The 20,625-nt window shown below is 71.5% G+C and carries 18 protein-coding genes; 6 read left to right on the top strand and 12 right to left on the bottom strand.

Features of this window, described 5'->3' with window-relative positions; genetic code table 11:
- Positions 1-51 precede the first annotated feature (51 nt).
- The 3 genes from SCNRRL3882_RS06835 to SCNRRL3882_RS06825 form a co-directional block, all read right to left on the bottom strand.
- On the bottom strand, positions 52-927 hold the full coding sequence (locus tag SCNRRL3882_RS06835; RefSeq protein WP_050810319.1) for an aldo/keto reductase: 876 nt from the start codon (positions 925-927) through the stop codon (positions 52-54).
- 74 nt (positions 928-1,001) lie between these two features.
- A complete protein-coding gene (locus SCNRRL3882_RS06830) occupies positions 1,002-2,828 on the bottom strand; it encodes an AMP-dependent synthetase/ligase (RefSeq protein ID WP_010045964.1) in 1,827 nt (608 codons plus the stop codon).
- A gap of 225 nt (positions 2,829-3,053) precedes the next feature.
- Positions 3,054-3,986, bottom strand: a complete 933-nt coding sequence (locus SCNRRL3882_RS06825; protein WP_010045962.1) for a LysR substrate-binding domain-containing protein — start codon at positions 3,984-3,986, stop codon at positions 3,054-3,056.
- Between the two features lie 162 nt (positions 3,987-4,148).
- Between SCNRRL3882_RS06825 and SCNRRL3882_RS06820 the strand changes: the two genes are divergently transcribed.
- Positions 4,149-5,162 carry a bile acid:sodium symporter family protein gene (locus tag SCNRRL3882_RS06820; RefSeq protein ID WP_010045960.1) on the top strand — a complete coding sequence of 338 codons (1,014 nt, stop codon included), beginning with the start codon at positions 4,149-4,151 and terminating at the stop codon, positions 5,160-5,162.
- On the opposite strand, the gene SCNRRL3882_RS06815 is transcribed toward SCNRRL3882_RS06820, so the two are convergent.
- The 3 genes from SCNRRL3882_RS06815 to SCNRRL3882_RS06805 all read right to left on the bottom strand — a co-directional run bounded on the left by SCNRRL3882_RS06815 (position 5,098) and on the right by SCNRRL3882_RS06805 (position 9,292).
- The gene (locus SCNRRL3882_RS06815) at positions 5,098-6,336 is read right to left on the bottom strand and encodes a DUF4185 domain-containing protein (protein WP_010045958.1); all 1,239 of its coding nucleotides are present in this window, start codon (positions 6,334-6,336) and stop codon (positions 5,098-5,100) included. The two genes, SCNRRL3882_RS06820 and SCNRRL3882_RS06815, sit on opposite strands and share 65 nt — an antisense overlap.
- Positions 6,337-6,347: 11 nt before the next feature.
- The gene (locus SCNRRL3882_RS06810) at positions 6,348-8,219 is read right to left on the bottom strand and encodes an exo-alpha-sialidase (protein ID WP_010045956.1); all 1,872 of its coding nucleotides are present in this window, start codon (positions 8,217-8,219) and stop codon (positions 6,348-6,350) included.
- Between the two features lie 155 nt (positions 8,220-8,374).
- On the bottom strand, positions 8,375-9,292 hold the full coding sequence (locus tag SCNRRL3882_RS06805) for a quinone oxidoreductase family protein (protein WP_010045952.1): 918 nt from the start codon (positions 9,290-9,292) through the stop codon (positions 8,375-8,377).
- A gap of 104 nt (positions 9,293-9,396) precedes the next feature.
- On the opposite strand from SCNRRL3882_RS06805, the gene SCNRRL3882_RS06800 reads away from it, so the two are divergent.
- Positions 9,397-9,834, top strand: coding sequence for a MarR family winged helix-turn-helix transcriptional regulator (locus tag SCNRRL3882_RS06800; protein WP_010045950.1), 438 nt, complete (start codon positions 9,397-9,399; stop codon positions 9,832-9,834).
- A 106-nt stretch (positions 9,835-9,940) separates the two neighbouring features.
- Here SCNRRL3882_RS06800 and fdhD read toward each other — a convergent pair whose 3' ends face one another.
- Genes fdhD through SCNRRL3882_RS06775 form a run of 5 tightly spaced genes read right to left on the bottom strand, consistent with a single transcriptional unit; the run spans position 9,941 to position 16,394 of the window.
- Positions 9,941-10,789 carry a formate dehydrogenase accessory sulfurtransferase FdhD gene (gene fdhD / locus SCNRRL3882_RS06795; RefSeq protein WP_010045947.1) on the bottom strand — a complete coding sequence of 283 codons (849 nt, stop codon included), beginning with the start codon at positions 10,787-10,789 and terminating at the stop codon, positions 9,941-9,943.
- Positions 10,790-10,796: 7 nt separating this feature from the next.
- Positions 10,797-11,657: a 2Fe-2S iron-sulfur cluster-binding protein gene (locus SCNRRL3882_RS06790; RefSeq protein ID WP_010045946.1), complete on the bottom strand. Its 861-nt coding sequence runs from the start codon at positions 11,655-11,657 to the stop codon at positions 10,797-10,799.
- Entirely contained in the window at positions 11,654-13,486 is a 1,833-nt protein-coding gene (locus SCNRRL3882_RS06785) for an NAD(P)H-dependent oxidoreductase subunit E (protein WP_010045945.1), read from the bottom strand. Before SCNRRL3882_RS06785 ends, SCNRRL3882_RS06790 begins: the two co-directional genes overlap by 4 nt.
- A 6-nt stretch (positions 13,487-13,492) precedes the next feature.
- A complete protein-coding gene (locus SCNRRL3882_RS06780) occupies positions 13,493-15,412 on the bottom strand; it encodes a molybdopterin oxidoreductase family protein (RefSeq protein WP_010045944.1) in 1,920 nt (639 codons plus the stop codon).
- Between the two features lie 10 nt (positions 15,413-15,422).
- Entirely contained in the window at positions 15,423-16,394 is a 972-nt protein-coding gene (locus tag SCNRRL3882_RS06775) for a 2-dehydropantoate 2-reductase (RefSeq protein ID WP_010045943.1), read from the bottom strand.
- Positions 16,395-16,625: 231 nt separating this feature from the next.
- Here SCNRRL3882_RS06775 and SCNRRL3882_RS06770 point away from each other — a divergent pair, with 231 nt between their 5' ends.
- The 4 genes from SCNRRL3882_RS06770 (at position 16,626) to SCNRRL3882_RS06760 (ending at position 19,985) form a co-directional block, all read left to right on the top strand.
- Positions 16,626-17,960 carry an OFA family MFS transporter gene (locus tag SCNRRL3882_RS06770; RefSeq protein ID WP_010045942.1) on the top strand — a complete coding sequence of 445 codons (1,335 nt, stop codon included), beginning with the start codon at positions 16,626-16,628 and terminating at the stop codon, positions 17,958-17,960.
- A complete protein-coding gene (locus SCNRRL3882_RS41065; RefSeq protein WP_010045941.1) occupies positions 17,929-18,069 on the top strand; it encodes an MFS transporter small subunit in 141 nt (46 codons plus the stop codon). The genes SCNRRL3882_RS06770 and SCNRRL3882_RS41065 overlap by 32 nt, the downstream gene beginning before the upstream one ends.
- 152 nt (positions 18,070-18,221) lie before the next feature.
- On the top strand, positions 18,222-19,160 hold the full coding sequence (locus SCNRRL3882_RS06765; protein WP_010045939.1) for a beta-ketoacyl-ACP synthase III: 939 nt from the start codon (positions 18,222-18,224) through the stop codon (positions 19,158-19,160).
- A 147-nt stretch (positions 19,161-19,307) separates the two neighbouring features.
- A complete protein-coding gene (locus tag SCNRRL3882_RS06760; RefSeq protein ID WP_010045937.1) occupies positions 19,308-19,985 on the top strand; it encodes a GntR family transcriptional regulator in 678 nt (225 codons plus the stop codon).
- 3 nt (positions 19,986-19,988) lie between these two features.
- On the opposite strand, the gene SCNRRL3882_RS06755 is transcribed toward SCNRRL3882_RS06760, so the two are convergent.
- Positions 19,989-20,396 (bottom strand): PaaI family thioesterase, encoded by a 408-nt coding sequence (locus tag SCNRRL3882_RS06755; RefSeq protein WP_010045935.1) that lies wholly within the window; start codon positions 20,394-20,396, stop codon positions 19,989-19,991.
- Positions 20,397-20,625 lie beyond the last annotated feature (229 nt).

Here is a 20,625-nt window from a genome sequence, read left to right as displayed (position 1 = left end):
CCCGCAGCCGAGCGGCTGCGGGCAGTCGTGGGGGCGAGGGGCGGATACCGCTCAGGCGCCGTCGAACGTCGCCGGGTCCGGGCCCAAACGGCGGTTCTCGTTGAGGGCGCTGATGGCCGCCAGGTCCTCGGTGTCCAGGCTGAAGTCGAAGACCTCGATGTTCTCCTTGATCCGCGCCGGCGTCACGGACTTCGGGATGACCACGTTGCCCAGCTGGATGTGCCAGCGCAGGACGACCTGGGCCGGAGTCCGGTTGTGCTTCCGGGCGATGGCCACGATCGCCGGGACCTCCAGCAGGCCCTTGCCCTGGCCGAGCGGCGACCAGGCCTCCGTGGCGATGCCCTGCTCCGCGTGATACTCGCGGGCGGCGCTCTGCTGGAGGTGCGGGTGCAGCTCGATCTGGTTCACGGCCGGGATGACCGACGTCTCGCCGATCAGCCGCTCCAGGTGCTCGGGAAGGAAGTTGGAGACACCGATGGCCCGGATCCGGCCGTCGGCGTGCAGCTTCTCGAACGCCTTGTACGTGTCGACGTAGGTACCCCGGGCCGGCAGCGGCCAGTGGATCAGGTAGAGGTCGACGAAGTCCAGGCCGAGCTTCTCCAGCGACGTGTCGAAGGCGCGCAGCGTGGAGTCGTACCCCTGGTCGGCGTTCCACAGCTTCGTGGTGACGAAGAGCTCCTCGCGGGGGAGACCGGACGCGGTGATGGCCTTGCCGGTGCCCTCCTCGTTGCCGTAGATCGCCGCTGTGTCGATGCTGCGGTACCCGGCCTCCAGCGCCGTCGCGACGGCCGACTCGGCCTCGTCGTCCGGCACCTGCCAGACACCGAAGCCCAGCTGGGGCATCTCGACGCCGTTGTTCAGGATGATCGGGGGGACCTTGCTCACGAGCTCTCGATCCTTCGGTTTGTGGTCAGGTGTGCCTCCCATCGTCAACGATCACGAGCCGTGATGCATTCCTGACGGGAGAATTCAGGCGTGTGATTCACCTGTCACCTGGCAATTCATGCCCGGTACAGTGCCTCGACCTCGTTCTCGTACGCCTTCTCGATCGCCTTCCGCTTCAGCTTCAGGGACGGGGTCAGCAGCCCGTGCTCCTCGGTGAACGGCTGCGCCAGGATGCGGAAGGTGCGGATCGACTCGGCCTGCGAGACAAGGGTGTTGGCCGCGACCACCGCGCGTCGCACCTCCGTCTCCAGGTCCGCGTCGCGCACCAGCTCCGCCGCGGACATCCGCGGCTTGCCCCGCATCGTCAGCCAGTGCTCCACGGCCTCCTGGTCGAGGGTCACGAGGGCCGCGATGTACGGGCGGTCGTTGCCGACGACGATGCACTGGTTGACCAGCGGATGGTCACGGACGCGTTCCTCCAGCACACCGGGCGAAACACTCTTGCCGCCCGATGTGACCAGGATCTCCTTCTTGCGGCCGGTGATGGTGAGGTAGCCGTCCTCGTCGAGCGCGCCTAGGTCGCCGGTGGCCAGCCAGCCGTCGTGCAGGGTCTCGTCGGTCGCCTTGGGGTTGTTGAGGTACCCCTGGAAGACGTTCTGGCCGTGCAGCCAGATCTCGCCGTCGTCCGCGATGTGCACGGTCATGCCGGGAATGGGCTGCCCGACGGTGCCGAACCGGGTGCGTCCGGGCGGGTTGGCGGTCGCGGCGGCCGTGGACTCGGTCAGGCCGTAGCCCTCGTAGATGTGCACGCCCGCCCCGGCGAAGAACAGGCCGAGCCGCCGGTCCATCGCCGAGCCGCCCGACATGGCGTGCTTGATACGGCCGCCCATCGCGGCGCGGATCTTGGCGTAGACGAGCTTGTCGAACAACTGGTGCTGCATGCGCAGGCCGGCGGACGGGCCGGGGCCGGTGCCCCAGGCCTTCGCCTCCATCGCGTCCGCGTACTTGATGGCGATGTCGACGGCCTTCTCGAACGGGCCGGAGCGCCCCTCCTTCTCGGCCTTGCGGCGGGCCGCGTTGAACACCTTCTCGAAGATGTACGGCACGGCCAGGAAGAACGTCGGCCTGAACGCGGCCAGGTCGGGCAGCAGGGCCGCCGCGTTCAGCTGCGGCTGATGGCCGAACTTCACCTTGCCGCGGATCCCGGCGACCTGGACCATCCGCCCGAAGACGTGGGCGAGCGGCAGGAACAGCAGGGTGGCGGCCTCGTCGCCCCGCTTGGAGTGGAACACCGGCTCCCAGCGCTCGATGACGGTGTCCGCCTCGTACATGAAGTTGCCGTGCGTGATGACACAGCCCTTGGGGCGGCCGGTGGTGCCCGAGGTGTAGATGATCGTGGCGACCGAGTCGGGGGTGACGGCCTGCCGGTGGCGGTGCACCACCTCGTCGTCGAGGTGCGCGCCGGCGTCGTACAGCTCGTGCACGGCGCCGGAGTCGAGCTGCCACAGGCGGCGCAGCTGGGGCAGCCGGTCGATGACGGTCGCGATCGTCATCGCGTGGTCCTCGTGCTCCACGACCGCGGCCGTCACCTCGGCGTCGTACAGCATCCAGAAGCACTGCTCGGCCGAGGACGTCGGGTAGACCGGCACGACCTGGGCGCCGATCGTCCACAGCGCGTAGTCGAACAGGGTCCACTCGTAGCGCGTGCGGGACATGATCGCGACCCGGTCGCCGAACCGGATGCCGCTCGCCAGCAGGCCTTTGGCCAGGGCGAGCACCTCGTCGCGGAACTCGGCGCTGGTGACGTCCCGCCACTGCCCGGACTCGTCCTTGCGGCCCAGCGCGATGTGCAGCGGGTCCTCCCGGGCATGCTGGAAGACCACGTCGGCCAGACCGCCCACCGGAGGTGCCAACGCCAACGGAGGGTTGGTGAACTCGCGCAAACCCCGCTCCCCGCTCCTCAGCGCTTCGGTTGAGTGACGCTCCGCACAGCGCCGTGAAAGCTACCCCAACCGGGCAGAGGGCGGGAGGGGCGGAAAGGGCGAGCGGCGCTCTTGTCCGCGCTGGTCAGGGAGGGAAAATACGCTCACATGGGGAAGGGTCGGACAGAATCCTGACGGTTGAGTAAGTTTCGGTGCCGTAATCTCCACCGAATCTGTACGACCCGGTTACGGCGCGAGGCTCCTCGCGTGCGGCGTCCGGTCGTCTCTTGTGTCAGCGCCCCGGAGGCGGATTTCGTCACTCCGGTTCAGCCGGTCGCCGCCAGCCAGGATCGCCGCGGCCAGGGCATCCGCCGCGCCCTGGGCGGAGGAGCGCCGCCGGCCGTGGACCACGACGAAGTCGACCTGCCCCAGCTCCGGCAGCCCCGCCCGGTCCGGGACCCGGACCAGGCCCGGCGGGATGAGGCCGCGGGAGTGGGCCATCACCCCGAGCCCCGCCCGGGCCGCCGCGACGAGGCCGTTGAGGCTGCCGCTCGTGCACACCACGCGCCATTCGCGGCCCTGTCGCTCCAGTGCCTCCAGGGCGAGCGCGCGGGTGATGCCCGGCGGCGGATAGACGATGAGCGGCACGGGCCGGTCCGGGTCGAGCCGGAGGCGCTCCGCGCCGATCCACACCAGGCTGTCGTGCCGGACCAGCTCGCCGCGCGGGTCCTCGGGGCGCCGCTTGGCCAGGACGAGGTCCAGCTTCCCGGCGGCGAGCTGCTCGTGCAGCGTGCCCGACAGCTCGACCGTCAGCTCCAGGTCGACCTCCGGGTGGTCGTGCCGGAAGCCCTCGAGGATCTCCGGCAGCCGGGTCAGCACGAAGTCCTCCGACGCGCCGAAGCGCAGCCGGCCGCGCAGCCGGGTGCCCGTGAAGAACGCCGTCGCCTGCTCGTGCACCTCCAGGATCCGGCGCGCGAACCCGAGCATGGCCTCGCCGTCCTCCGTGAGCTCCACCGAGTGCGTGTCCCGGGAGAACAGCGTCCGCCCCGTGGCGTCCTCCAGCCGCCGCACGTGCTGGCTGACGGTGGACTGCCGCAGCCCGAGCCGGCGGGCGGCCTGCGTGAAGCTCAGCGTCTGTGCCACCGACAGGAAGGTGCGCAGATGGGACGGGTCGTACATGCCTCCCAGGTTATCGCGGAACGTGATGACAGTGAGAGCGGTGTGCGGGATTCCCGATCGCCGGGGTGAGGAGCAGGATGGAAGGGGGCCGTACCGGCCCTGTACCGCCTGTACGTACTGAGCAAGTGGAGCACCGTGAAACGCCTGCGCCGACCGCGTCGGATGCCGATCGACCCGTACATCCTCCTCCTCCTCGGGACGGTGGGTGTCGCCGCACTGTTCCCGGCCCGCGGGACGGTCGCCGATGTCGCGTCGGGTGCCTCCACGGCGGCGATCGCCCTGCTGTTCTTCCTCTACGGCGCCCGGCTGTCCACCCGTGAGGCACTGGACGGCCTGCGCCACTGGCGGCTCCACGTCACCGTCCTGGCCTGCACCTTCGTCGTCTTCCCGCTGCTCGGCCTGGCGGCCCGCGGGCTGGTGCCGGTGATCCTGACGCACCCGCTGTACCAGGGCCTGCTCTTCCTCACGCTCGTCCCGTCGACCGTGCAGTCCTCGATCGCCTTCACCTCGATGGCCCGCGGCAACGTGCCCGCCGCGATCTGCGCGGGCTCCTTCTCCTCCCTCGTCGGGATCGTCGCCACCCCGCTGCTCGCGGCCTCGCTGCTCGGCGGCAGCGGCGGCGGGTTCTCCGCCGACTCGCTGCTGAAGATCGTGCTGCAACTGCTCGTGCCGTTCCTCGCCGGGCAACTGCTGCGCCGCTGGATCGGCGGCTTCATCACCCGTCACAAGAAGATCCTCGGACTCGTGGACCGCGGCTCGATCCTGCTCGTCGTCTACACCGCGTTCAGCCAGGGCATGGTCCAGGGCATCTGGCACCAGGTCAGCCCCCTCCGGCTGGCCGGGCTGCTCGTCGTCGAGGCCGTGATCCTCGCCGTGATGCTGCTGCTGAGCTGGTACGGCGGCAAGGCGCTGGGCTTCCGTCGGGAGGACCGGATCACCCTCCAGTTCGCCGGTTCGAAGAAGTCCCTGGCCGCCGGACTGCCGATGGCGAGCGTCCTGTTCGGCGCGCAGGCCTCGCTGGCCGTGCTGCCGCTGATGCTCTTCCACCAGATGCAGCTGATGGTCTGCGCGGTGATCGCCAAGCGCCGCTCGCACGACCCGCGCCCGGAGGTCACCGCGGCGGAGCCAGCCGCAGCGCCACGAACCGCGGTCGGTACAGGGACACGTTCCGGCTGAGCTGGGCGGCGGCGCCCGTCGTCTCCAGCCAGTTGACGTCGTAGCTCAGCACGAGACGCCCGCCGCCGCTCAGCACCGGGTGCGCCTGCGGGTTGTAGGCGGCCACCTGGCCCTGCGGCAGCGACGGGCTGAACTCCTTCGCGGGCCCGTGCCACGGCCCGGCCGGGGAACACGCCCAGTACGAGGCGACGGTGGTCAGGCCCTTGGTGCCCGCGGCCATCGTGAACAGCACGTACGTCCCGCCGTCCCGGACGACCGAGAACGCGCTGCCCACGCCCCTGCGCTGCCCGTCCCCGAGCACCGGCCGGGGGCGGGCGCCGGCCGCCCACGCCGAGCCGGTCCAGTACCGCCAGGCCGCCGGATCCCCGAGCCCGCCCTCCGGCACCCGCGCCACGTACGCGTGCGAGGCCGGGCGGGAGGCGGCCCGGCCGTCGTCACCGCCGAAGACGTAACTCCAGCCGTCCTCCTCGACCAGCGTCGTGCCGAACAGCACCCGCCGGGACGGGTCGGGGACCAGCTGCTGGTCGAGCACCTTGACGACCGACTCCAGGCGCAGCTCGGGCAGCGACAGCGTGGCGACCTCGGTCGCGGTGGGCACGCCGTAGATCCACGGGGCCTGGCCGGCCGTGCGCACCCACAGCAGTACCCGGACGACCTGCTCCGAGGAGCCGGGGGAGCGGGGTTCGACGCGGGCGGCGACCGGCCAGCGCCACTGGTTCGGCGCCGGGTCGGGGAAGAGCGGGGCGGGGAGGGTGGTCTCCAGCCGTCCGTCGCGCATCAGCACGGCCGAGTTGCGCACCAGCGGCGCGGTGGTGTCCCGCCAGGCGTGGGACTCGCCGGCCGGGTTGGGCGGGCCGTGGACGCGGCCCAGGTAGGTGTCCGAGAACAGCCACAGCACCCGGCCGTCCGGCAGCCGCACCGAGTGGGTTCCGTCGCCGCCGGTCCAGTCGTCGGTGCGGGTCGCGTCGTCGCCGTAGCGGGCGAACTCGGCGGTGAGGCCGTCGTCCTGCTGCCAGGAGCGGACCGTGCGCGCCCGGCAGGCGGTGTCGTCGTGCGGACTCTCCTCCTCGGGGAGGGCGATGAGCAGCGCGGCCCCGAGAACCAGGACCAGCAGCAGGCCGATCCCGGTTCCCGTGCGCTGCCGTGCTCGTGCTGCACCTGCGTCGTCGGGCACGCTGGGTGACGTTAGTGGCTGCCGCTCACCTGGTCCATGGGGAGCCACAGCACCGTGCCCCTCGTGGCGGCGTCCTTGGTGGCGGCGGTCAACTCCCCGTCGGTCAGGGCCCGGTTCCAGACGCGGACGTCGTCGATGGCCCCCGTCAGGAACGCCCGGCTGTCCATGCGCTGGCCGATGTGCACGCCGAACGGGGAGTTACGGCTGACCGAGCCCGGCACGTCCGGGGTGCTGACCGGTGTGCCGTCGAGGAAGAGGGTCAGGTTCCCGCCGCCCCGGCGCAGGACCAGGTGGTGCCAGCGGCCGTCGTTGTGGGCGCCGGCGGTCGACACCGAGGCCGTCCGGACGGTCGTCGCGCCCGACCGGGTGGTGATGAGTGCCCGCACCCGGTCGCTCGCCGGCTCCCCGCGCAGCCAGACCTGCGGCTGGCTGTTGCCGATGCCGCCCATCCACAGGAAGGGCTGTTCGCCGGTCGTGGCGGTGTAGCGGAAGAACAGCGAGGCCGTGAAGTCGCCGTCGGCGAGCGCCAGCCGGGACCGGTACGGCAGGCGCACGGCGTCGTCGGCGCCGTCGAAGGACAGCGCACCGCCGCGGACGCCGGCCGTTCGCCCGGCACCGCCGAGCACCGCCGCGGGCCGCGCGCCCGGCGCGACGTCGCGGGTGGTCGGGTCGGCGCCACGGCGCGGTTCCAGCCAGTCCTCGGTGAAGCGGGCGAAGCGGATCTCGTCGCGGGCGTCGACCGCGCCGCCCTCGTACAGCAGGCCCACCGTCGAGGCGTCGACCGCCGCCATGTCGGAGTAGCCGGACCAGTCCGTGGTGACGACCGTGCCCCGGTCCACGCTGTCCCAGGTGCGCCCGCCGTCGTAGGAGGAGCGGACCATCATCGTCCGGCGGCGGTCGGGATCGGCCGGGGCCGACAGCAGGAGCCTGTCGCCGAGGCGCAGTGTCGCGCCCTGGACCTGTGGCGTGTAGAGGTCCGGGAGGCCGCGGAAGGGCGTGGCGAAGCTGTCGCCGCCGTCCCGGCTGAGGGTCTGGGAGCGGTGGCCCGGGTCGGTGCCGTCCTGTTCCCGGCCGCTGACGAGGAGGGCGCCGTCGGCGCGTTCGGTGAGCGTCACCTCCGACGGCTTCTGCCGGAACGTGCCGTCCTGCGCTATCGGCCAGGAGTCCGTGGCACCGATCCGCCACGTGTCGCCCCCGTCGTCGCTGACGATGAGCGCGGCGTGGTTCGCGGTGACCCTGCTGCCGTCCCACGTCTCGGTGTTGACGCCGAACACCAACCGCCCGGCGTGCTTCCCGCGGCTGAGCTGGATGCCGTGCACGGGCCCGGTGGCGTACCAGGAGTTCCAGTGCCCGGGCAGGATCTCGCCGCTCAGGTCGCGCGGCTCGGACCAGGTCCGGCCGTCGTCGTCGCTGTACTGGAGATGCGGGGTGCGGTCGCAGGGGACGGAGCAGTTGCCGGCGTCCGTACGGCCCGTGTTGTACGTCTCGGCCAGCAGGATCCGGCCGGTCCTGCGGTCCACGACGGGCGCCGGGTTGCCGTGCGTGTCGCCCGCGCCCTCGTTGACGACCTGGAGCGGTCCCCAGGTGCGGCCGCCGTCGGTGGAGCGCTTGAGGACGATGTCGATGTCGGCCGCGTCACCGCAGTTGAGGACGCGGCCCTCGGCGAAGGCGAGCAGCGTGCCGGCCGTCGTCCGCACGATCGCGGGGATCCGGAAGCACGCGTAACCGGGGTCCTGGGAGGCCTTGAAGAGGACCTGTTGTTCGAACTCCGGTAAGTCCGTGGCGGGTTGTGCACCGGCCGGGCCTGCGGGCGTGAGCAGCGCCGCGGCGGTGAGAACGGCTGTCAGGGTGGATCTCAGGCGTGCGCGAAGACTTGACGGCATGGTGCGACCTGCCCTTCATGCGTCTGTCGGCTGGACCACCGAGGCATGGGAACGGACATCCGGGGAGCGGACATTCGGACAAGCGGACATCCCACGTCCCATGTGTGGGCCACAGACGGTACTTGGCTTCACAGACCCCCCACAAGAAGCGTGCGTCAGGGGATCAGGACGACCTTGCCGAGGTTGGCCCTCGCCTCGATCTCCCCGTGCGCCTTCGCCGCGTCCTGAAGGGCGAACTCCCCGTGGACGACGGGCTTCAGCTCTCCGGCGGCGAACAGCCGCCACAGCTCCTTGCGCCACTGCTCGTACAACTCCGGCTTCCCGCGCGCGATGCGGGCCATCTGGAACCCGATCACCGACTTGGCACCCACGAGCAGGTCGTACGCCTGGACGGTGCCGCCGCCCGAGCTGTACGCCACGAGCCGTCCCTCCGGGGCGAGCGCGGCGAGGGCCGGGGCGAGCAGCTCCCCGCCGACCGCGTCCAGGGCGTAGTCGACCGGGGTGCCCCAGCTGTCGTCGCCGTAGGTGACGATGTGATCGGCGCCGAGGCCGCGGACGAAGGCGGCCTTGGCCGGGGCGGAGACGGCCCCCACGACCCGTCCGGCGCCCCGCGTCCTGGCCAGCTGCACGGCCAGGTGGCCGACACCGCTCGCCGCCGCCGTGACCAGGGCCGCTTCGCCCGGCTCCGGCCGTGCCGCCTCCAGGGCGCCGAGGGCGACCAGGCCGCTGCGGACCAGGGCGACCGCGTCGACGGCGGTGGCGTCCGCCGGGACGGGGGAGGCCATGGCCTCGTGCAGGAGCGCGAAGTCGGCGTAGCCGTGGCCGAAGCAGAGCCCCGTCACGCGGTCGCCGGTACTGAAGCGGGTGACGCCCTCGCCGACGGCCGTGACCTCCCCGGCGATCTCGCCGCCGAGCGGGACCGGCTCCGCCGCCTCGGTGACCTTGCGTACCACCGGGAGCGTGACGCCGATCGCCTCCGCGCGCACGAGCAGTTCGCCGGGGCCCGGCTCGGGCACCGGTGCCTCCTCCACGAACAGGGGGCCGCCTCGGGATTCGTAGCGGACGCGGCGCATCGCACCTCCGGGTGTCGTTGGTGGTCCCCACGATTTCGTTGGGATGCCCAACGGTATAGGAGGATCATAGGGAGAACCAACGATTTCTTGGTTAGGCTGCGGCCATGTCGGAAGCTCCCCTCCCCGCGATCCGCTCCCTGCCCAGCTGGCTGCTCGGCCGGGCCGCCGCCCGCGGCCGGGCCCTGGTGGCCGCGGCGCTGGCCGAGCAGGACATGCGGATGTGGCACCACGTGGTGCTGTCCGCCGTCCGTGACCTCGGCCCCGTCGCCCAGGCCGACCTCGGACGCGGGGTCCGGCTGGACCCCAAGGACCTGGTCGGCATCCTGAACGACCTCCAGGCGGCGGGCCTGGTGGTGCGCGAGCCGGACCCGAAGGACCGGCGGAAGAACGCGGTGTCCCTCACCGAGGAGGGAGCCCGACTGCTCAAGCGCTGCGAGAAGGCGGCCCGCGCGGCCAACGACGAGCTGCTCGCACCGCTGTCGCAGGCCGAGCGCGAGCAGTTCACGGGCATGCTGCTCCGGATATCCGACACGGCGCACTGACCACGCCCCCCAGTCGTCGGGAGGGCAGGCCGAGACGGGGCCCCTGCGGCGCAGGGGGCGCTCCCCGCCGGTCGGGGCCCCGCCGCCGTGTCGCGGGGGAACCTGCTCAGCCCTGGGCGGCCGCGGCCCGCAGGGCGATGCGGTCCTCACCCGCGTACACGTTCATGGAGCTGCCCCGCAGGAAGCCCACCAGCGTCAGGCCCGTCTCGGCTGCCAGGTCCACCGCCAGCGAGGAGGGCGCCGACACCGCCGCCAGGACCGGGATGCCGGCCATCACGGCCTTCTGCGCCAGCTCGAACGAGGCCCGGCCCGAGACGAGCAGGATCGCCCGCGGCAGCGGCAGCTCCCCGTTCTGCAGGGCACGGCCGACCAGCTTGTCGACCGCGTTGTGCCGGCCCACGTCCTCCCGGACGTCCAGCAGCTCGCCGTCCTCGGAGAACAGGGCCGCCGCGTGCAGACCGCCGGTCCGGTCGAAGACCCGCTGGGCGGCACGCAGCCGGTCGGGCAGGCTCGCGAGCAGCTCGGGAGTGACCCGGACCGCGGGAGTGTCGGCGATGGGCCAGCGGGCCGTCGTGCGCACGGCGTCCAGCGACGCCTTGCCGCACAGCCCGCAGGAGGAGGTCGTGTAGACGTTCCGTTCCAGCGTGATGTCGGGAATCACCACCCCCGGGGCCGTCTGCACGTCGACCACGTTGTACGTGTTCGAGCCGTCGGCTGTCGCCCCGGCGCAGTAGACGATGTTCCGGAGGTCCTGCTGCCCGCCCAGCACCCCCTCGCTCACCAGGAAGCCCGCCGCCAGGGCGAAGTCGTCGCCGGGGGTGCGCATGGTGATCGCGAGGGGCTTGCCGTTCAGCCGGATCTCCAGGGGTTCCTCGGCGACGAGTGTGTCCGGACGGCTGGAGACCGCCCCGTCCCGGATGCGGAGCACCTTGCGTCGTTCCGTGACTCGTCCCATGTCCTGATCAGTCCCGGTTCTGTACGTGCTGGTAGCCGAAGCGGCCCTTGATGCAGAGGTTGCCGTGGGTCACCGGGTTGTCGTGCGGTGAGGTGACCTTCACGATCTCATTGTCCTGCACGTGCAGCGTCAGGTTGCAGCCCACTCCGCAGTACGCGCACACCGTGGTCGTCTCGGTCTGCCGTGACTCGTCCCACGTACCCGCCGCGCGCATGTCGAACTCGGATTTGAAGGACAGCGCGCCCGTCGGGCACACCTCGATGCAGTTCCCGCAGTACACGCACGCCGAGTCGGTCAGCGGGGCGTCGTGCTCCACGGCGATCCGGGCGTCGAAGCCCCGCCCGGCCACCGAGATCGCGAAGGTGTTCTGCCACTGGTCGCCGCAGGCGTCCACGCACTTGTAGCAGAGGATGCACTTGTCGTAGTCGCGTACGTACAGGTCGTTGTCGACCTTCGGCTCCTCGTTGAGCCGGGCCGCGTCCGGGCCGAAGCGGTCCGGCTTCGCCTCGTACTCCTTGAGCCACTCGGCGACCCGCGGGGTGGTGGAGAGGTCGACGGAGGACGCCAGCAGTTCGAGGACGACCTTGCGGCTGTGCCGGGCGCGCTCGCTGTCGGTGTGCACCTCCATGCCCGGCTCGGCCTTGCGGGAGCAGGCCGGGACGAGGGTGCGGGCCCCCTCGACCTCGACGACGCAGACGCGGCAGGCGTTCTTCGGGCGCAGGGTGTCGCCCTCGCACAGGGTCGGGATGTCCTTGCCGGCCGCCCGGCAGGCGTCGAGGATCGTCGAGCCCTCGGGGACCCGGGCCTCCTCGCCGTCGATCGTGAACTCCAGCATGCGGCGCGGGATCCCCAGCGGTGTGACGGTCATTCGTACGCCCCCAGACGGTCGATGGCGGATTCCACGGCGTTCCAGGCGGTCTGCCCGAGACCGCAGATCGAGGCGTCCCGCATCGCGCGGCCGACCCCCCTGAGCAAGGCGATGTCGTCCGCGGCGGCGGCGCCGGCGCGCTCCACGATCCGGTGCAGCGCCTCCTCCTGCCGCACGGTCCCGACCCGGCACGGCACGCACTGCCCGCACGACTCGTCGCGGAAGAACTCCGCGATGCGCAGCAGCAGGCGGGGGAGGGGCACGCTGTCGTCGAAGGCCATGACGACCCCCGAGCCGAGCGTGGTGCCCGCCTCCCGTGTCCCTTCGAAGGTGAGCGGGATGTCCAGCTCGTCGGCCCGGACGAAACCGCCGGCCGCCCCGCCGAGCAGCACCGCCCGCAGCCCGTCCCGCACCCCGGCCAGTGCCAGCACCTCACCCAGCGTCGCGCCGAACGGCACCTCGTAGACACCCGGCCGCTCCACGGTCCCGGACACGCAGAACAGCTTCGGCCCGGTCGAGCGCTCCGTGCCGATCGCCGCGTAGGCGGGTGCGCCCAGGTTCAGGATCGGCAGGACGTTGACCAGCGTCTCGACGTTGTTCTCGACCGTCGGTTTGCCGAACAGGCCCTTCTCCACGGGGAACGGCGGCTTCGAGCGGGGCTCGCCCCGGTAGCCCTCGATGGAGTTGAACAGGGCCGTCTCCTCACCGCAGATGTAGGCGCCGGCGCCGCGCCGGATCTCGATGTCGAAGGAGTAGCCCTGGCCGAGGACGTCGTCGCCGAGCAGTCCACGTGAGCGTGCCTGCGCGATCGCGTGCTCGAGCCGGTGCAGGGCGCGCGGGTACTCGCCGCGCAGGTACAGGTAGCCCCGGTGGGCGCCGGTCGCGTAGCCGGCGATCGTCATCGCCTCGACGAGCGCGTACGGGTCGCCCTCCATGAGCACGCGGTCCTTGAACGTGCCGGGCTCGGACTCGTCGGCGTTGCAGACGAGGTGGTGCGGATGGTCCGGCTGGGACGCCGTGGCCTGCCACTTGCGGCCGGTCGGGAAGGCGGCGCCGCCCCGCCCGACCAGGCCCGAGTCGGTGACCTCGCGGATGACTCCGGCGGGTCCCAGCTCGAAGGCCCGGCGCAGGGCGGTGTAGCCGCCGTGGGCGCGGTAGTCGTCGAGGGACGCGGGGTCGACCACGCCGACCCGGTGCAGCAGCATCAGGCCGTCCTGCCCGGCCTGGGGCACCGCCAGGGCGGCGGGCGGCTCCTCGGGCGCCGAGTCGGGCGCGCTCGCGGCGAGCACGGCGTCGTGCACGGTCGCCGGCGCCGACACCGCCGTGCGGACCGGGTCCCCGGCCTTGATCGCGAGTGCCGCGGGCGCGCGTTCGCACAGGCCGAGGCACGGGCTGCGTTCGACGCTCACCCCGCTGCCCGGCCCCAGCCGCTCCTCGATCCCCGCGCACAGCTCCGGCGCCCCGGCCGCCGCGCACGCCAGGTCGGTGCAGACGTGCAGCACGGTCGCCGGACGCGGCTTGACGGAGAACATGGCGTAGAAGGTGGCGACCCCGTAGGCCTCCGCCGGCGGCACCGTCAGCCGCCGGCACAGGTAGTCGAGGGCGCCGTCGCTGATCCAGCCGACCCGGTCGTTGATCGCGTGCAGCCCCGGCAACAGCAGGTCGCGGCGGTCCCGGGCCTCGCGCCCGCCACGGGCCCACCGCAGATCCGCGGCCCCCATCTCATCGCGGGCGGCGCCCTCCCAGGAGGACTCCGGAGGCCCGAGCAGGGCGTCGACGGCGGCCCGTTCCTCGTCCGTCGGTTTGCTGTCACCGAAGTGCAGGTCCACGTACGTTCACCCCACGATGGTCGCGATGGGCAGCTTGTCGATCCGGATCGCCGACGCCTTGAACTCCGCCGTCCCCGCGATCGGGCAGTTCGCCTCGATCGTCAGCGCGTTGGTGTCCACCTCGTCGGGGAAGTGCATGGTCATGAACGCGAGCCCGGGCCGCAGCGCGGTGTCCACCCACACGGGCGCGGTCACCGACCCGCGCCGCGAGGTCACCTGCACCTGCTCGCCCACCACGACCCCGTAGCGCTCGGCGTCCTCCGGGGACAGCTCGATGTACTCGCCGCGCCGCAGCGGTGAGGCGTAACCGCCGCTCTGCACCCCGGTGTTGTACGAGTCGAGCCGCCGCCCGGTGGTGAGCCGGATCGGGTACTCCTCGTCGGTGAGGTCCACGGGCGGGTCGTGCTGCACGATCCCGAAGGGCGCGAGCGGACCGCGTTTGCCGGGGTCCGGCTCCCACAACCGCCCGTGCAGGTAGGTCGGTTCGAGCCCGTCGGTGCTGGGGCAGGGCCACTGGATGCCCTGGTGCTCCTCCAGACGCTCGTACGTCATGCCGTAGTGGTCGGGCGATACCGACCTCAGCTCGTTCCACACGGTCTCGGCGTCGGCGTACTTCCAGTCGTGGCCGAGGCGGGCCGCGAGGTCGCAGATGATGTCGATGTCCTCGCGGGCCTCGCCGGGCGGGGTGACCGCCTTGCGGACGCGCTGGACGCGGCGCTCGCTGTTGGTGGTCGTGCCCTCGGTCTCCGCCCAGCCCGCCGTGGCGGGCAGGACGACGTCCGCGATCTCGGCCGTCTTCGTGAGGAAGATGTCCTGGACGACCAGGAAGTCGAGGGCCTTCAGCCGCCGGACGGCCTGTTCGCTGTCGGCCTCCGACTGGGCCGGGTTCTCGCCGACGCAGTAGACGGCCTTGAGCGTGCCGTCCTCCATCGCCTCGAACATCTCCGTGAGGTTCAGGCCGTAGTGCGGCTGGATGACCGTGTCCCAGGCCGACTCGAACTTCAGCCGGATCTCCGGGTCGAGGATGTCCTGGAAGCCGGGCAGACGGTTGGGGATCGCCCCCATGTCCCCTCCGCCCTGCACGTTGTTCTGCCCGCGCAGGGGCTGCAGGCCGGAGCCGTAGCGGCCGACGTGCCCGGTGAGCAGGGACAGGTTGATCAGGGCGCGGACGTTGTCGGTGCCGTTGTGGTGTTCGGTGATGCCGAGGGTCCAGCACAGCTGGGCGCGTTCGGCCCGGGCGTAGGCGTGCGCCAGCTCGCGGATGGCGGCGGCCGGTACGCCCGTCACCTTCTCGGCGAGCGACAGCGTCCACGGCTCGACGAGCCGCACGTACTCCTCGAAGCCGGTCGTCGCCCGCTCGATGAACGCCTGGTTGGCGAGCCCCGCGTGGATGATCTCGCGGCCGATCGCGTGGGCCATCGGGATGTCGGTGCCGACGTTGAGGCCGAGCCAGCTCTCCGCCCACTCGGCGGTCGACGTCCGGCGCGGATCGACCGCGTACATCCGGGCGCCGTTCCTGATCCCCTTCAGCACGTGCTGGAAGAAGATCGGGTGCGCGAAGCGGGCGTTGGAGCCCCACATCACGATGACGTCGGTGTGCTCGATCTCCTCGTACGACGACGTCCCGCCGCCCGAGCCGAACGCCGCCGACAGGCCCGCCACGCTCGGGGCGTGGCAGGTGCGGTTGCAGGAGTCGACGTTGTTGGTGCCCATGACGACCCGGGCGAACTTCTGCGCCACGTAGTTCATCTCGTTGGTGGCGCGGGCGCAGGAGAACATGCCGAAGGCACCGCGGTTGCGCTCGATGCCCCGGGCCGCCCGGTCCAGCGCCTCGTCCCAGGTCGCCCGCCGGAAGGGTTCGTCGCGGGAGTCCCGTACGAGCGGGTGCGTCAGCCGGGTGTAGGTCTTCGGTTGCCGTTTCCTCATACGACGCTCCTCATGCGGCGCTCCTCAGCGCGAGCAGGTCCGAGATGGCGTGCACGGTGCGCAGGGTGGGCACCTCCACGCCGGTGATGTCCGCCAACTCGACGACCGCCGCGAGGAGTACGTCGAGTTCGAGCGGTTTGCCGCGCTCCAGGTCCTGGAGCGTGGAGGTGCGGTGGTCGCCGACCCGCTCGGCGCCCGCGAGCCGGCGCTCGATGGAGACGCCGACCTCGCAGCCGAGGGCGTTCGCGACCGCGAGCGTCTCGGTCATCATGATCTCGATGACCCTGCGGGTGCCGCCGTGCAGGCACATCTGCCGCATGGTCGCGCGGGCCAGCGCGCTGATCGGGTTGAAGGAGATGTTGCCGAGCAGCTTGAGCCAGATGTCGTTGCGCAGGTCCGGTTCGACCGGGCACTTCAGGCCGCCCGCCTGCATGGCCTCGCTGAGCGCCACACACCGCGTGGAGACGCTGCGGTCGGGCTCGCCGATCGAGAACCGGGTCCCTTCCAAGTGCCGTACGACGCCAGGCCCTTCGAGCTCGGTCGCCGCGTAGACGACACAGCCGATGGCCCGTTCGGGCGCGAGCACCGCGCTGACCGCGCCGTCCGGGTCCACGCTCTCGACGCGGTGGCCGTCGTACGGGCCGCCGTGCCGGTGGAAGTACCACCAGGGGATGCCGTTCTGGGCGGCCACGACCGCCGTCGTGTCACCCAGCAACGGCGCGATCAGCGGCCCGCACGCCGCGTACGCGTTGGCCTTGAGGCCCAGGAAGACGAAGTCGACCGGGCCGACCTCGGCCGGGTCGTCGGTCGCGTGGGGGTGCGCGGTGAAGTCGCCGCGCGGGCTGCGCACCCGGACTCCGTGCTGCCTCATGGCCGCCAGATGCGGTCCACGGGCGATGAGGTGCACGTCGGCACCCGCGCGGTGGAGCGCGGCGCCGACGTAGGCGCCGATGGCACCGGCGCCGAGAACTGCGACTTTCACGGGAACACTCCGTTCGGTTTGAGGGATACCGCGGAGGTGACTGCCGTCAGATCGGCTGCCGCCAGGTGGCAGTCGTCCGGCTTGTGTCGACGAAATATTGTCTACAGTATGGAGGTTGGCTCAGCAAGGGTCCGTGCGATGACCGTTCGGCGCATGCTGGATACCGCTCACCGCATACGGTCGACGCGCCGCCTTCTCAACTCCCCTGCGATTGCCTACCGTCCCGGGTTCATGAGTCCCCCAGTCGCGCCCCCGGGCTGGAGCCGCTGGCTCGTCCCGCCCGCCGCTCTCTCCGTACATCTCTCCATCGGCCAGGCCTACGCCTGGAGCGTGTTCAAGCCGCCCCTGGAGTCCGCGCTCGGCCTCAGCGGCACGCAGAGCGCGCTGCCCTTCCAGCTGGGCATCGTCATGCTGGGGCTGTCCGCCGCGTTCGGCGGCACGCTCGTGGAGCGCAACGGCCCGCGCTGGGCCATGACCGTCGCCCTCGTCTGCTTCTCGTCCGGCTTCCTGCTCTCCGCGCTGGGCGCGGCCGTGGAGCAGTACTGGCTGATCGTCCTCGGCTACGGCTTCGTCGGCGGCATCGGCCTCGGCATCGGCTACATCTCACCCGTCTCCACCCTCATCAAGTGGTTCCCGGACCGGCCCGGCATGGCCACCGGCATCGCCATCATGGGCTTCGGCGGCGGCGCGCTCATCGCCTCGCCGTGGTCGGCGCAGATGCTGGAGTCGTTCGGCGGCGACAGCTCCGGCATCGCGCTCGCCTTCCTGGTACACGGCCTGTCGTACGCCGTCTTCATGCTGCTCGGTGTGCTCCTGGTCCGGGTTCCGAGCGGCGTCCCGGGGGCGCGGGGAGCCGCGCGGCCAGCCCCCACCGGCCCGCAGGTCTCCGCGAACCAGGCCATCCGCACGCCGCAGTTCTGGTGCCTGTGGGTCGTGCTCTGCATGAACGTCACCGCCGGCATCGGCATCCTGGAGAAGGCCGCGCCGATGATCACGGACTTCTTCGCGGACTCCTCCACACCCGTGTCGGTCACGGCCGCCGCCGGCTTCGTCGCGCTGCTGTCGGCGGCGAACATGGCGGGCCGCATCGGCTGGTCGTCGACGTCCGACCTGATCGGCCGCAAGAACATCTACCGCGTCTACCTGGGCGTCGGCGCGCTGATGTACGCGCTCATCGCCCTGTTCGGCGACTCCTCCAAGCCGCTGTTCGTCCTGTGCGCGCTGGTGATCCTGTCCTTCTACGGCGGTGGCTTCGCGACGATCCCGGCGTATCTGAAGGACCTGTTCGGCACGCACCAGGTCGGCGCCATCCACGGGCGGCTGCTCACCGCATGGTCCACGGCGGGCGTGCTCGGGCCGCTCATCGTGAACTGGATCGCCGACCGGCAGGAGGAGGCGGGCCGGCACGGCGCGTCCCTGTACGGGCTGTCGTTCGTCATCATGATCGGGCTGCTCGTCGTCGGCTTCGTCGCCAACGAACTCGTCCGGCCCGTCCACCCGCGTCATCACGTCCCGGCACCGAAGGAGGCCGCACATGTCCAGCGACAGCAGCCAGAGTCCGCCTAGCCCGGACCGGCGGTGGCTGATCGCCTTCGCCTGGGTGTGGGTGGGCGTCCCGCTCGCCTACGGGCTGTACGAGCTGGTCCGCAAGGCGACCCAGCTGTTCACCGGCTAGCCGTTCGACAGGTGTCCGGTCGTCCGAGGAGCTGACCGAAGCTGACAACGCGGGCACCTGTTTCCTGTCGCCTTGCCTGCCGTCGTACCCGCGAGTCACTGATCAGACTGGTGGGTCCCGCTACCCAAGTTCCAACGAGGGGGACCGCCCAGATGAACGGCTCGCGCATCGCCGCCGTCGGTCACTACCAGCCCGCCAAGGTGCTCACCAACGAGGACCTGGCGGGCATGGTCGACACCAGTGACGAGTGGATCAGGAGCCGGGTGGGCATCCGCACCCGCCACATCGCCGGCCCCGACGAACCCGTCGACGAGCTGGCCGCCCACGCCGCCGCCAAGGCCCTCGCGGCGGCCGGGCTGACCCCCGCCGACATCGACCTGGTGCTGGTCGCCACCTCCACCGCCGTCGACCGCTCGCCCAACACGGCCGCCCGGGTCGCGTCCCGTCTCGGCGTTCCGCAGGCCGCCACGATGGACCTCAACGTGGTGTGCGCCGGCTTCACCCACGCCCTGGCCACCGCCGACCACACAGTCCGCGCGGGAGGAGCGAGCCGGGCCCTGGTCATCGGCGCCGACAAGATGTCCGACGTGACGGACTGGAGCGACCGCACGACGTGTGTGCTCGTCGGAGACGGGGCCGGGGCCGCGGTCGTGGAGGCCGCCGACGAGCCCGCCATCGGGCCGGTGCTGTGGGGTTCGGTGCCCGAGATGGGGAACGCGGTGCGGATCGAGGGCACGCCGCCGCGCTTCGCGCAGGAGGGGCAGAGCGTCTACCGCTGGGCGACGACGCAGCTGCCGCCCATCGCGCGGCGGGCGTGCGAGCGGGCCGGGCTGGCGCCGGCGGACCTCGCCGCGGTCGTACTGCATCAAGCCAATCTCCGCATCATCGAACCCCTCGCGGAGAAGATCGGCGCCGTGAACGCGGTCGTCGCGCGCGATGTCACGGGGTCCGGCAACACGTCGGCCGCGAGCATCCCGCTCGCCCTGTCCAAGCTGGTCGAACAGGGTGCGATCGCCACGGGCGACCCCGTCCTGCTGTTCGGCTTCGGCGGGAACCTGTCGTACGCGGGGCAGGTCGTCCGCTGCCCGTGAACCCCGTCGCCGTGTGACGCGGTCAACTCCCCGAAGCCCTGGCTCTTGTGCGCCGTAGACTGTAGACGAAAGACAATCGATACTGACGCTACGGCGAGACCGGCTTCCGCCGCGCTGTGCACGGCCCTGCCGAGGAGGGGGACCGCGATGCTGTCGACAGGCCTGCCCCAAGGGGCGGTACCCAAGCTGGAACGCCCGGGTCCGCTGCGTGATCGCGTCTACGAGGCACTGCTCGAACTCATCACCACCCGTGCCCTCCAGCCCGGCCAGCACCTCGTGGAGAGCGAACTCGCCGGGCATCTGGGGGTCTCCCGGCAGCCGGTGCGCGAGGCGCTGCAGCGGCTCAACACCGAGGGCTGGGTCGATCTGCGGCCCGCCCAGGGCGCGTTCGTGCACGAGCCGACGGAGCAGGAGGCCGACCAGCTCCTCACGGTCCGTACGCTCCTGGAGGCCGAGGCGGCCCGGCTCGCCGCGGCCGGCGCGGACAAGGCCGGCATCGCCGCGCTGGAAGCGCTGTGCGCGGAGGGTGAGAAGGCCGTCGAGGCCGACGACGTGGACGGGGCCGTCGCCATGAACGCCCGCTTCCACGCGAAGATCATGGAGCTCGCGGGCAACGCCGTCCTCGCCGAACTGGCCGCCCAGGTCGACCGCCGCGTCCGCTGGTACTACACGCCGGTCGCCCGCCAACGGGGCCATCAGTCCTGGGTCGAACACCGCGCACTCATCGCGGCGATCATCGACCGCGACGAACAGCGGGCCACCCGTCTGATGCGCGAACACACCGAGCACACAAGGCGGTCGTACCACGCGCGAGCGCGTTCGTAGGCCTCAGCGGGCGGTCAGCACCGCCTGAGTCTGCGTGGTCTGTCCCACCAGGGTGCCGACCTCGTCGCGCAGGTCCGTCCGCACGGCGATGCTGGAGCGTCCCACGTGCACGGCTCGCGCCTCGGCGTGGACGGTGCCCGACCGCACGGCGCGGAAGAAGTTCGTCTTCGACTCGATGGTCGAGGTGTTCGCGCCCGGCGGCAGGTTGAGGAACGCGCACACCGCGCCGGCTGTGTCGGCGAGCGTCATCAGCGCACCGCCGTGCAGGGCGCCGCCCGCCGTGCACAACGCGGGGGCCCAGGCGAGCGCGGCCCTGACCCGGGCCGAGGTGGCCTCCTCCAGGGCGATGCCCAGCTCGTCGGCGAACGGCACGGCCCTCAGCAGTGCTTCGGGGACAGGGGTGTCGGTCATGGGGGACCTCCCGTCGGGCGATCAGGACTGATGCCAGCCTGACCCGGGCGCGCCGCACGGTCGATTACCTGTGGGGTAAGGCAGGTGACTCGCGCCTTTGTCCTGTGAGTGGAAAAAGTGGAGGGCAATTCCTGCGCGACTTCTTCCCACCTCCGGCAGCCGCTGCTACGTTCCCTTCGAAAGCAAGCCACCGAGGTGGCGGAAAACCGGCGCGCACAGGCCGATTGAG

Origin of the sequence: Streptomyces chartreusis NRRL 3882 (genome assembly GCF_900236475.1) — a bacterium.
GTDB lineage: Bacteria > Actinomycetota > Actinomycetes > Streptomycetales > Streptomycetaceae > Streptomyces > Streptomyces chartreusis_D.
This window is presented reverse-complemented; position numbering and strand designations above follow the sequence as displayed.

What these genes read in the sequence shown, in the direction of transcription:
- SCNRRL3882_RS06780 (WP_010045944.1), bottom strand. Translation starts at nt 15,412, where the DNA reads ATGAGGAAACGGCAACCGAAGACCTACACCCGGCTGACGCACCCGCTC.
- SCNRRL3882_RS06770 (WP_010045942.1), top strand. Translation starts at nt 16,626, where the DNA reads ATGAGTCCCCCAGTCGCGCCCCCGGGCTGGAGCCGCTGGCTCGTCCCG.
- SCNRRL3882_RS06810 (WP_010045956.1), bottom strand. Translation starts at nt 8,219, where the DNA reads ATGCCGTCAAGTCTTCGCGCACGCCTGAGATCCACCCTGACAGCCGTT.
- SCNRRL3882_RS06805 (WP_010045952.1), bottom strand. Translation starts at nt 9,292, where the DNA reads ATGCGCCGCGTCCGCTACGAATCCCGAGGCGGCCCCCTGTTCGTGGAG.
- SCNRRL3882_RS41065 (WP_010045941.1), top strand. Translation starts at nt 17,929, where the DNA reads ATGTCCAGCGACAGCAGCCAGAGTCCGCCTAGCCCGGACCGGCGGTGG.
- SCNRRL3882_RS06825 (WP_010045962.1), bottom strand. Translation starts at nt 3,986, where the DNA reads ATGTACGACCCGTCCCATCTGCGCACCTTCCTGTCGGTGGCACAGACG.
- SCNRRL3882_RS06790 (WP_010045946.1), bottom strand. Translation starts at nt 11,657, where the DNA reads ATGACCGTCACACCGCTGGGGATCCCGCGCCGCATGCTGGAGTTCACG.
- SCNRRL3882_RS06835 (WP_050810319.1), bottom strand. Translation starts at nt 927, where the DNA reads ATGGGAGGCACACCTGACCACAAACCGAAGGATCGAGAGCTCGTGAGC.
- fdhD (WP_010045947.1), bottom strand. Translation starts at nt 10,789, where the DNA reads ATGGGACGAGTCACGGAACGACGCAAGGTGCTCCGCATCCGGGACGGG.
- SCNRRL3882_RS06765 (WP_010045939.1), top strand. Translation starts at nt 18,222, where the DNA reads ATGAACGGCTCGCGCATCGCCGCCGTCGGTCACTACCAGCCCGCCAAG.
- SCNRRL3882_RS06755 (WP_010045935.1), bottom strand. Translation starts at nt 20,396, where the DNA reads ATGACCGACACCCCTGTCCCCGAAGCACTGCTGAGGGCCGTGCCGTTC.
- SCNRRL3882_RS06820 (WP_010045960.1), top strand. Translation starts at nt 4,149, where the DNA reads ATGCCGATCGACCCGTACATCCTCCTCCTCCTCGGGACGGTGGGTGTC.
- SCNRRL3882_RS06760 (WP_010045937.1), top strand. Translation starts at nt 19,308, where the DNA reads ATGCTGTCGACAGGCCTGCCCCAAGGGGCGGTACCCAAGCTGGAACGC.
- SCNRRL3882_RS06800 (WP_010045950.1), top strand. Translation starts at nt 9,397, where the DNA reads ATGTCGGAAGCTCCCCTCCCCGCGATCCGCTCCCTGCCCAGCTGGCTG.